5 protein-coding genes and 1 pseudogene are annotated in these 11,973 nt (G+C 41.6%); 2 read left to right on the top strand and 4 right to left on the bottom strand.

Features of this window, described 5'->3' with window-relative positions; genetic code table 11:
- Positions 1 to 116 precede the first annotated feature (116 nt).
- The 3 genes from CAG69_RS22605 to CAG69_RS18865 form a co-directional block, all read right to left on the bottom strand.
- Positions 117 to 272 carry a hypothetical protein gene (locus CAG69_RS22605; protein ID WP_237668099.1) on the bottom strand — a complete coding sequence of 52 codons (156 nt, stop codon included), beginning with the start codon at positions 270 to 272 and terminating at the stop codon, positions 117 to 119.
- A gap of 326 nt (positions 273 to 598) precedes the next feature.
- Positions 599 to 1,597, bottom strand: coding sequence for a 2-oxoacid:ferredoxin oxidoreductase subunit beta (locus CAG69_RS18870; protein WP_161445646.1), 999 nt, complete (start codon positions 1,595 to 1,597; stop codon positions 599 to 601).
- A complete protein-coding gene (locus tag CAG69_RS18865) occupies positions 1,587 to 3,428 on the bottom strand; it encodes a 2-oxoacid:acceptor oxidoreductase subunit alpha (protein ID WP_161445644.1) in 1,842 nt (613 codons plus the stop codon). Before CAG69_RS18865 ends, CAG69_RS18870 begins: the two co-directional genes overlap by 11 nt.
- A gap of 266 nt (positions 3,429 to 3,694) precedes the next feature.
- On the opposite strand from CAG69_RS18865, the gene CAG69_RS18860 reads away from it, so the two are divergent.
- Positions 3,695 to 4,624 carry a LysR family transcriptional regulator gene (locus CAG69_RS18860; protein WP_237668098.1) on the top strand — a complete coding sequence of 310 codons (930 nt, stop codon included), beginning with the start codon at positions 3,695 to 3,697 and terminating at the stop codon, positions 4,622 to 4,624.
- 249 nt (positions 4,625 to 4,873) lie between these two features.
- Here the strand turns inward: CAG69_RS18860 and CAG69_RS18855 are convergent, their stop codons facing one another.
- Positions 4,874 to 5,851 (bottom strand): peptidoglycan DD-metalloendopeptidase family protein, encoded by a 978-nt coding sequence (locus CAG69_RS18855; protein ID WP_161445664.1) that lies wholly within the window; start codon positions 5,849 to 5,851, stop codon positions 4,874 to 4,876.
- 381 nt (positions 5,852 to 6,232) lie between these two features.
- Here CAG69_RS18855 and CAG69_RS18850 point away from each other — a divergent pair.
- Positions 6,233 to 11,973: pseudogene (locus CAG69_RS18850) on the top strand (tandem large repeat); the annotation flags it as partial.

The following is an 11,973-nucleotide window of genomic DNA, read 5'->3' as shown; positions in this document are numbered from 1 at the left end:
GTGCAAATATAATTGATATTGCCTCTTCATAAGTCTATGACTTTTTAAGTTTATGACATTTTTGAAGGGGCAATTTTATATCTGCTTTAGGATGAGGTGCTTGCCACTATTTCGGTTTAATCTAATACTGATTGAATAATATCGAATGCTTCTTCTATTTTTTGGCTAGGGATAATGCCAAATCCAAATAAGAGGGCATTAAAATGATTGTTGATAGAAAAATGCGATGATGGATAAACCGCTACATTGGATGAAGCAAGCTTATTCGCCATTTTTGTCGCGCCCCCCGATACTTCCGCTGCTATATATAACCCACCTCGGCTCGGAATACGTTGTAATCAATCCACTTTGTCAATTAATTGAGTGAGTTTATGGTATCTTTTGCCATAAGCTTTATTCATATTAACTATAGTGACGATGTCACTATTTTAAAAAACAGAAGAGGCTCATTATAGAGCCTCTTTTTAGTGTGATGGATATCTGCAACCACCATACTTCCTTATCAACTCATCATTCAGCAAGTCGCCAACTAGAATCGGAAACTTTTTAGTTTCATCCTTGTAGGGAAGATTGCCTCAATAGCTGGCTCTTTCAATTGTTAGCAGAGACGCTCATAACTGTTTTGTTTGAGCAATTCGGTTAAGTCGCCTTGACCATACTTTAGAGTTGCTTGGTGTTTTTGATGTCGAATGACCTGATCAAAAGTAGGTCGAGTCACTGAACGAAAAACGCCCACGGGTACGGGAAAGTCTGGATAGTTCAAGTCAGCAAGCGCATAAGCATAGTATGACTCCTCGCATTGACTGGAGTGGAGCAAAAGGTTCGGGGCCTCTGATTCGACAATCTCGAAGCCAAACCCTTTATTGATCAACGCTTTTGAATGTGTTTTACCAAACAATAACGGTTCATTATCTGAGAGATAAAGTAGATGTTCGCTTCTATTAGCTGGGCCGTTGTAAGGTTCGTGCACTTTATCGTTAAAAATGACGCAGTTTTGCAGGATTTCAACTACAGCAGTGCCCGAATGCGCGGCAGCAGCCTCTAACACCATCGTCATGTGTGTAGGATCATTGTCCGATGTTCGTGCTATGAACGTAGCACCTGCGGATGCTGCTAATGCCAGAGGTTTAAGCGCTTGATCGGGAGAACCTTCAGGACTCGACTTAGAAATGAAGCCCTGTTCGCTTGTCGGGGAAAATTGGCCTTTGGTCAGTCCATAGACAGCATTATTAAAAAGCAAAATTTTAATGTCTTGGTTGCGTCGAATCGCGTGAATAAAGTGATTACCGCCAATACTCAGTGCGTCACCATCGCCAGTTACAACCCAAACATCTAACTCTGGATTGCTAGCTTTTACACCAGTAGCGATGGCAGGGGCACGGCCGTGAATCGTATGAAATCCATAAGTATCGAGATAATAAGGAAAACGAGATGAGCAGCCAATCCCTGAGATGAATACGGTGTTCTCTTTAGTTCGACCTAATCGTGCTAGAACGGATTGCATCGTTTTTAATACGTTAAAATCACCACAGCCTCGACACCATTTGACTTCAACATCAGATGCGAAATCTTTGCGGTTGAGTACCTTAGTCGTCATTTTTAATATCCTTCAGGTGGTGGTTAATAGACTCAATAACCTCGTGAACTTTGAATGGTAACCCCTTAACTTGGGTTACGGAGCGTGCAGAAATGGCATATTGTGAGCGAATCACTTTGACGAGTTGTTGGTTATTCAACTCAAAAACAAGCACATGTTTGAATTGGCTAATGATCTCTTCCAAATTGATTGGAAACGGGTTTAGATACTTAATATGGGCGTGAGCAACCGATGCTCCTTGCTTTCTCAGATGCTCAATTGCGGTCGACACAGAACCTTGCGTGCCTCCCCAACTTAGCACTAGCAGTGAGTCTTGAGTACTGCCTGTTAGCGTTTGTTTAGGGATGAAATGGCAGATGTTATTTATTTTTTTTGCTCTTTCATCAGTCATGCGCTGGTGGTTTTCAGGATCATGAGAAGGGTTGCCTGTAATCGCTTGCTTTTCCAATCCTCCAATGCGGTGCATTTTCTCTTTTGTACCAGGCGTGACCCACTCTCTGCTGTAATACACGTCATCACGGGCATAGGGATAAAACGGGCTTATGTTTGCTTTTGTTGCCTCGGCAGTGAGCTTAATCTCATCAGGGTTGGGCACGAGCCAAGATTCGGAGCCGTTTGCTAAGTAACCGTCACTCAATAAGATCACTGGCGTCATAAATGTAGTGGCAATTCGACATGCCTCGATTGCCATATCAAAGCAGTCTGCAGGAGAGGCAGGAGCCAACACTGGGAGTGGTGAATCCCCATTTCTACCATACAAAGACAAAAGCAAGTCTGATTGCTCTGTTTTAGTCGGTAGACCAGTTGAGGGGCCTCCACGTTGTACGTTGATAACAACCATTGGCAACTCCGCCATTACGGCAAGGTTAATGGTCTCTGCTTTCAAACATAATCCAGGGCCAGACGTTGATGTGACTCCTAAACCGCCAGCATAAGATGCGCCTAAAGCTGAACAAGCAGCTGCAATCTCATCTTCTGCTTGGAATGTCGTAACCCCAAAGTGTTGATAGGTTGATAGCGTGTGTAGAATATCTGAGGCGGGTGTTATGGGGTACGAGCCCAAAAATAGCTGGCGTTGGAGTTTTTCTGCTGCGCATATTAACCCAAGCGATAATGCTTCGTTCCCTGAAACAGTACGATACAAGCCTGCTTTATCTGCTACGGGAGCAACCTGAAAACAGTCGCTGAATATTTCGGTTGTTTCAGCATAATTAAATCCCGACTTTATGGCTAAAGTGTTTGCCTCTCTCACTTGCGAATTGTCAGCGAATTTATTATTTAGCCATTCAATGGTCGGTTCTAGCGGACGGCTGTAAATCCATAAAACAATACCAAGCATAAAAAAGTTTTTGCTTCGCTTCACTACTTTAGGCGCAATGTTTAACTCAGAAAGAGATTGAACGGTTAAACGCGTAAAACTGTCACTAATCATTCGATAATCTGCGAGGCTACCATCGCTCAATGGGTTAGATTCATAGCCAGCAAGCTCAAGGTTTTTTTTATTAAAACCATCGAGATCAATAAGCACCAAACCGCCTTCAACGAGTTGTGAGATTTTGGTTTTTAATGCAGCGGCATTCAGAGCGATTAAGACTGAAAAATCGTCGCCAGGAGTATAAATCTCTGTTGAGGCAAATTGCATCTGAAAAGCCGATACTCCAGATGTGGTTCCTGCCGGAGCCCTTATCTCAGCTGGATAATTAGGTAACGTCATGACATCGTTTCCTTGTTTCGACGAGTTGTCTGAAAAGCGTTCTCCAAGTAATTGGATACCATCTCCAGAATCGCCAGCAAAACAGATCACTTCGCGTTTAAGTTGAATTATTGTCATTAAAACCTCTTACCGTGTTAGAGCAAGTTCAGTATGTTTCATTGCACTTAATGAGATGCAATGGAATTAAAGGTTGGAGAAAATGCCGTAAGCCCGAGCATTCTGAGTGTAGAGTTAATGGTGTTGGCTTTATTTGTCGTCTCTGAGGTCAGTAGAAATATCCATAGCTAGGTATGCTTTTCCGAAATACTAGAAAAGTTTGCATGACACAAAAATACTTTTTCTGTCATATTAGATGTGATTATTTTTCATTAATTGTGAGCGTTATGGATAAGTTGTCATTAATAAAGTTGTTTGTATCTGTTGTGGACTTAGGGAACTTTACAGCAGTCGCGAATCAATTAGGGCAGTCGCCTTCTACTGTTAGTAAAGCGATTGCTCGCCTAGAACAGGATTTGGGTGTTCGTTTAGTGCACCGTACAACACGTCAACTCCAGCTCACTGAAGTGGGATTTAACTACCTTGAGACGGCAAGAGAAGTGATCAACTTGCTCAAAAGTAGTGAAGAGCAGCTTCATCAAAGTATTGCATCTCCGTTTGGTACACTTCGTGTCAGCCTTCCTTTATCGTTCGGGCAAAACTATATAACTCCGCTGATTCCAGAGTTTTGCGAACGTTACCCTGAAGTGAAGTTGGATCTTAGCTTTTCCGATGAATACACCAGTATATTGGAGAGTGGGATGGACGTTGCTATTCGAAGCGGGAGACTAAATGACAGCAACCTGATTGCGAGGCGATTATGTCCTATTGATATGGGTATGTTTGCCAGTCCGGAGTACATAAAGAAGTTTGGTCGGCCTCAGAGTGTTGAAGCGCTTAACCAGCACAAATGGATAATGTACCGCTATAAACAATCGGGGCGCTTGCTTACCTTGACGATGCCTTTAGATGGGCAATTAGTAGAATTTAGTCCTACACATCAAGTGACAGTAGACAATGGTTATGCGATGGCCTCTTTAGCGAGTTTAGGAGCAGGGATTGCACTGATGCCCCAATATCTTGCTCGAGACTTAGTACAGCAAGGTAAACTGATGTTGGTTTCTGAACCTCAAAGAACCGATGGTCAAGGTGTCTATATATACTATCCAAGTCGTAAGTTTGTGCCCGCGAAAGTAAAAGTATTTATCGACTATATTATTCATAAACTGGATGAGCAGGGAGAGGCGATCAACAGCAGTTGGATGCTGAACCATTAAAGCTCTTACTGGAGGATGATAGCTTTTTCTGAAGTCTAAGCGTGTTACGTGCCAGTAAGTTTGCTACATTCAGTTGTGCTCACAAAAATATTAACTCATGGGTCTGTAAACAAAGATTCGCATCATTAAGAGCCACATATAGCGGCTCTTTTTTGTCCTGAACTTGGAAAGTGGTGACAGGTCTTGAAGCGCTCAGAGGGTTACGAGGACTCGCTTCAGATAAATGAAGAAAGATCGAACCGAAGTATTTTATTGCCGATTTGACTGCCTATACCGTTGCCATTCCGCTGTTAATTCTGCTTTTTCTTTTCTCGCTGCAATTAGCATTTCTATATTAACGTCAGTGTTTGGGTGCTTTTGAATGTATCGCTCGTAATCAACCGGAATACCATTAATGTGCAGTTCAAGGTGTAAATGCGGCCCTGTTGTTCTTCCTGTGTTACCCGTTTTTCCTATCACTTGTCCTCGACTGATCTTTTCACCAACGTGGACGTGGCGTTGAGATAAGTGTAGGTAGCGTGATACTGCACCATTTGTGTGGCGGATATTAATGTAGTTGCCCGCAAAACGGTTGTAACGAGACTTTAAAACGATGCCATCAGCAATACTACGAATCGGTGTACCTACTGGTGTTGCATAGTCAGTGCCTAAGTGCGGAGTCGTTATATTAGTTACTGGGTGTGTTCGTTTTAAGTCATAGCCAGAGCTTACTCTGTAGCTTTTATCAAAGGGATCGGAAAATCGGAGTTTATTTTTTATTGACACGCCATGCTCATCAAATATGTTGCCTTGCCCATCATTGATAATAAATAAATCGGTTTTACTACCTAAATAGTAAAAAGAACTAATATAGGTTTCATTTCTACTATTTAACTTAGTTCTTAAGATAAAATGGTCATCTCTCTTAACTGAATCAATAATATTAAAGTTACTTTTAATAAGGGCCAATAGCAAGTTGATCTCTTTTTGACTCACTCCTGATTTTAATAATGAAGCGACAAAAGAGTATTCAACGACACCGATAGTGATTTTTTCCCTACGAGTATTCTTTTTAATTGGTGGCTGCACATTCTCACTTTCGAATTCTAAAGGCTTGATGGTAGGTAGCCTATCCACAGGAGTGAGGAAGTAGTGAGAAAGCGATACGCTAATCAATATGATTAACGCAGTAGTGATAAGGGCTACGGTAGGAGCTTGCACACTCCTTTTTATTATTAAAATAGTCATTAGTTTTGTTGGTTTATCAATACTGACAGTTGTGCGCAAAGTATAATATTTTAAATAAAAACTAGCATTAAAGCATGAGTAATTCCTCTGTTTTAACTAAGTGAATAATTATAGGTGATGATTTTAATTTAATAATTTAGTAAAAGTGACGGTTGGTCTGGTGTTTTTGGCTTTTTAAATGGTGTTATTGTCACGTTGAGAAAATATTTTACAATAATATAATCTCGGCAAAATATATTTTGCCAAATTACTATGTTCGCTAAAAATACGCTGAAATTAACATTAGGTCTTACGCTTACATCTCTTTTATTGAGTGCATGTGGTGGTGGTGATGGAGGAGACAACACACCTCCAGCTAGAAGCAAAGGAAGCATTTCCGGTATGGTTTTTGACGCCCCTGTAAATGGCGCAAAGATTGAGGTTTTCGAGTTCAAAAATGGAAACTTAGGCCGGAAGTTGGCTAACACGACGTCTGATGCGTTCGGAAACTATCTGCTAGAGTTTGAATCGTCTTCAATGCCTCTTTTTGTTGTTGCAAAAGAGGGGAGTTATACCGACCCGTTTACGAATGAAACGGTATCAGTGAGCAATGCGAAGACACTTAAATTTGAAGGTGTTGTGAACTTTAAAGAGGGGAGTGAGCAAAAGTTAATGCTTACTCCGCTGTCGAACTTGGCAGCAGGCTTGGCAAAGTACAAAATTTCTCAAGGACCCACAGATGAGAGTGCCTTTTCAACCGCTTTGGATAGTATCAATAGCATGTATGGGTTTGACGTAAATGAGACCAAACCTATTGATATAACCAAAGGTGGGCAAAGCAGTTTTGCTAGTGCTGGGCATCAATACGGCGCTTTATTAACTGCATACTCGTCTTACTCTTACGATCTTATAAAAAAATACGGCAACAGCGATAACGTCTACACTTCAATGCATTTTGCTGACATCCAATATCGGGATGTTATTGCAGATGGTGTTCTTGATGGTCTTGAAGTGAGCCAGACTTCAGGAGCAGTGACTCCCCTCAGCTTTGGACAGAAAAAGATAAATAGCGACATTTATACACGTGATTTATCTCAGCATGTTCTGATCGTGGTAAACGATCCAAGTGTCAATATCTCTGGTACTGATGCCGCAGACTATGTCGACTTTAGTAAGAAGCTTAATGACTTAGGTACATATGGCAGTACTGATGGCGTCATTCCACCGCGAGATGGTACGGATATCGATACAGATGCGCCAATAGTTACTCGTACGGACAGTGACGCGCTCGCTGGCACCGATAAAGTTGATCTAAAGATTGTAGATGATATCGGCGTAGAAGACGTATCCGCCTTTATTCAGTATCAGGTTAATGGCTCTTGGTCTGGTGAATTTCAATGTAACGACATACAAGATTTTGGAAGCACATTCTGTTCGGTAGAATTTGATGATTTTGAAGTTGGCCTTCGAGAGACCAACGTTAAAGTTAACATTAATACCAAAGAGATCGATAGTGCAGATATGAACCCTGCCACAGGGCTCTCAAACGTAACAGCAGCACGGTTAGTCTTATATACAGCGGATGTACTGGGTAATGAGTTAATTCCAGGCAGCCATTCGGGTCTTCATATCAACTTTGAATGGGATAACGATGCGCCTGTTATCGATATTACATCGGCGAGTGCAATTAATAACCAACTTAAAGAATACGTTCTGAAAGGGGTTGTAAAAGAAAGCTCGCAAGAGATTAGTTCGGTCAGTATTTCATTTAAAGATGGCTTACATGAGGGCGTCACATGTTCTCCTGTCACTGTAGAGTCTGGAAATGCTTGTGAGTTTAGTAAGGCTTACCCAACTGATGAATTCCTATCTACGACGGTCTTTGAGGTTCGAGCGAAGGATAGCAAAGGCAATACGGGCGCTGCGCAGCATGCAGTAAGTCGTGACGATCAAGCACCAGCACAGACGATAACCTATCCTGAAGGTACGTCAATGACGTACGTAAATGTGGGTTTAGATGGTGAACGAACCACTTACGATGGTATCTACTCTCAAGATACGTACACCCCAGACAATGTTCAAGCGAGCCGCGATTTCTTGAAGATTGACTATGCGTACGCAAGTATAGGGATTCAGAATTCATTAAAAGGGATAGATTTTAGTAACTTCAACGCTAATTTATTGAAAGAGAATAAAATCCCTTATGTTCGTGTGAAAGTATCAGACGTAAATACAGATACGGTTTTAGGTTCCAACGCCAATAAGCTTAAGCTCGTCGTCAAGTACTACGTAAGCCAAAATAACGATAATAATTACTCACTTCAGCAAGTTATTGATACAACCGCATCGGATGATGACTACATCGCAAAAATTCCGCACGAAACGCTGTTAGATAGCAATGGGCGAGTAGAGGATGTCATCTATTATATTCCATTTGTAAGAGATATTTTGGGTGACAGCTTTAAATCGGTATCAGAAAACAGTAGTCAAAAGTTAGTCATTCAAACCGTCGATGAGTCTGATAACGAAAGCACTCCAAGAGAAGTATATTTTAGAAGTAGCTTTGATCTGCCAACTATAAAAGTGGTGACACCATTTATTGGTGCGCGAGCGCAACTTGAAGGGTTGAGTCCAAATGGTGAATTCACTTCACTTGCGAGTTGTACCACTATCCAACAATTGGAAAGTGATCAATCAATGGCTCTTGACGTCGCGAGTTGTGAAACCACAACTGACGTAGTGAATTATGACTTCATGCGTGTTCGTTTAATTGGTATCGAAGGCAGCGAGCCATACTACTATCAATGGAAAAGAGATCCAGGAACCAAAAAAGTAACGGTTGATTTAAACAAGGTCAATATTGGCGTGTACTTTAAGCTCAATGGCTCTCAGACTTACTATATTACTGAACTATCGACATATCAGACTAGCTTGTTTGATTTCCAGTGGGATCAAGTCACTGCCGGAGAGAAAACTTCTGAGCGTGCGATTCAAATTCTTGATGAGGTGCGCTACGCGTTATCTGGCACGAACAACAACTCATTCTTTGGGTTTGATCCAACGGTTGTGCCTTATGCAACTAACGAAATGCTTGCTACCAAAGCGATTCCAGAAAAGCCATCAAACGATTATCTACACCGATTTCTTGTCGAAGCTATCGATAGTATTGCTCAAGGAATGCCGAGAAATAACTCATTAGATTTTGCCTCCGCTATTTACGATGATTTGAGCTTTGATGGAAAAGCGGATGGTATTGGTGTTGGTGGACGTCAGGTTATGCTCGATTCTTATCAATTCGGTTCCGATACTTATCGAAAGGATTTAGCGCAATCGTATTACGAAATCATGGCGAGCAAATACGGTATTGAGACCAATATCGCGCAGCTCTATGCTGATGATATTTCGATGGCTAATCCTAACTTAAATGGTAAGAACATTTTTGATACAGAGGGTAGCAGTATCGATATCTTGCCTCCACAGCCAAAATTAACGATTGAAAGCGGTCGAGAGACGATGGTTGGCAATAAGCTTTATATTGCTGGTGAAGTTGTTTCTAAAATTGTCCTAGACGATCCTTCTGGTATTGTAGAAACCGACGCTTATGGTCCGAAGTTTAGCACGATGTGGTATCAAGCCAGTGAGCCAAACATTGAAATACCGTTGGACATCAACATTGTAGAGAACCCTGGCAACAGCAATGCTTATCGAAAAGAGTACCTCTTTACCCTTAACTCTCAGTCTAGTGAACTAAAAGATATTGTAGAGTTTGCTGTGGAAACCAGTGCCATGGACCCACATGGCAATGCGTATGGTTACGATGGAAAAGCTCCGTTTATAGAAACGGTATTTATTGATAATGATTTCCCTAAAACGAGTTACCTCCCACCTAATGACGTCGACGGTAAACCTGTAGAAGACGGTATTTATTTAAATGCCAAAAATACCCATGAATTGACCTTCAAGGTTGAAGATGTTGTGGGTGACAAGCTTTCTTCAAGAGGTCTTGTTTTCTACCAGCAAACGGGTGAAAAAGTCACATACACATCAGAGGACTTTGCGAATAACTCGAAAGACGCCTTTAAAGTCAAATTATGTACTGGGGAGCTTTGTTCAAATCAAGGCGCGACGATTTACCCAGGTGATGGTGATTGGTTAGTCGTTGCAGCGGCAGAGGATAATTTAGGTAACTCCGTTTCAGAGTTAACTAGCACGGCTCCGAGATTCAATATTCGTATCGACTCTGAAGCTCCTATTGTAAAAAGTGAGCAGATTCAAAGCCGTTTAGGCGGTAACAACCAATGGACACCTGTCATTGATTGGGGGACGTTAAGCCCCGGCAATAATGTAAAAATAGATCTTCGCCGAGGGTCTGGTCAGGCTCTGACATTAGAAAGCTGTGACCCTCTAACAGAGACGTGTGACGTACCATACCTAGTTGGTGAACAGCCTGACGTCAAAGTCCAACTGGTTTCAAAAGCATTTGATTACGATGAATGGAATGAATTTTACGTCACTGCGACGGACAACGCTTACCCTGCCAATGTTAGTACAACAGGGAAATTCACATTCCAAGTCGATAACAAAGGCCCTGAAATCATCCTAAATACGCCTTGGGTTGAAGACACATTGTCCAAAGAGAACTATGTCATAGGGCGTGAGTTCAACGTGCGATTTAAATCCGTAATAGACGATTCAGACCTTGAGCAAGTCTCGCTGTATCAAAGTGGTAAAGATTCGCCAATTAAGACAATTGTGCCAACGGATTCATCTAAAGAGTTTGTCATGTCTCTTATCAAGAGTGACACAGATAAAATCGACATTTCTGAAGATGAAAAAACAACGTCATTGTATGTAAAAGCAACCGATATTTATGGTTTTGAGTCTAGTTCTAACGCGCACAAGGTTATTCTTGATCGTGATGGACCAACATTAGGATTAAGTGGTTTCAATGCGAATGACTACTACTTAGGTAACTATGTCTTTGACCTAACGGCGCTAGACCTAAATGCAAACGGTGATGTTTCAATTAATGGCGTAAATCGAGAAAGTCTAGAGTATTGGACGTTTAGCGATCTGGAACCATTACCTGGCTCTCCTGGTACAAAAATCAATGAGGATCTCAAAGTGAGCCTTGGTGATTTAGGTACGGGTACACACAAGATTCGTTTAAAAGGGGCTGATGTTCGTGGCAACACAACCTTAACCAGTGATGAGCAAGATTTTACCGTAAAAGTATACAACTCCATCCCGCAGGTGACTCTGGCGATGAGTTACACGGATGGAACGCCAATTACAAACAACACCATCTATCAAGATGGGAATATCGTACTTACGCTTGATATTGTTGATGATAGTGGCGTTGATCGAATTGACTCAACGTATAGATTCTCTGGAGAGCAAAACGGGACTAACTTTACGTTCTCAGAAACCGCAGATGGCACTTGGACGGCAACGCTGCTTTCTACACAAATTGCCAAAGATGGTAACTATGAACTTGATATAAAGGTTTATAACAAAGTTCGTTACCTTGACGAAAAAGACAGAAAGGTTGGAAAAGTAAACCAAACCTTTAGCGTACAGCGTGAAGGCGTGGTTCTCTCGGTTGCAAGTCCGCTGGACTTCCAAAACTACTTATCTGATGGTGTTCTTGATGTCACCTTTACTACATTGAGTGCGGTCAAAGCCAAAACGTTAGAGTGTTGGGTTCGTGAAGAGTACAACTCTCTAGATGCACCACCAACTAATGAGCAACCAACTTCTGGTGTTATCAACGTATCGCAAGAACCTTACAGTTGTAGTGTCAATGTTGGGCAAAACATGACGAAAGCACCTGTCACTTTGATCACTAAAACCTTGGGTACAAATGGGCGTGAAACGATCAACAAGTTCAATTTTTCGATGGTGGATATTGATGCACCAACAGTCGTTGATGGTAACTCATACAGTTTTAAAGGAAGTGATGTTTGGTTTGATGAAGCTTTGAAGAAGAAGATGCTCACATTTGAGCTCTCTTTCAATGATGCTTTGTCAGGCGTGAATACTGAAAGTTCAGATAAATATCCAAAGTTGGTTCGTAATCTTGGCAACAAAGCTTATACACCAACGACCTGTGCCAAAGGTGTTGGAAATATCAAGTGTACGTA

The organism is Vibrio sp. V43_P6S15P86 (assembly GCF_009904725.1).
GTDB lineage: Bacteria > Pseudomonadota > Gammaproteobacteria > Enterobacterales > Vibrionaceae > Vibrio > Vibrio diabolicus.
This window is presented reverse-complemented; position numbering and strand designations above follow the sequence as displayed.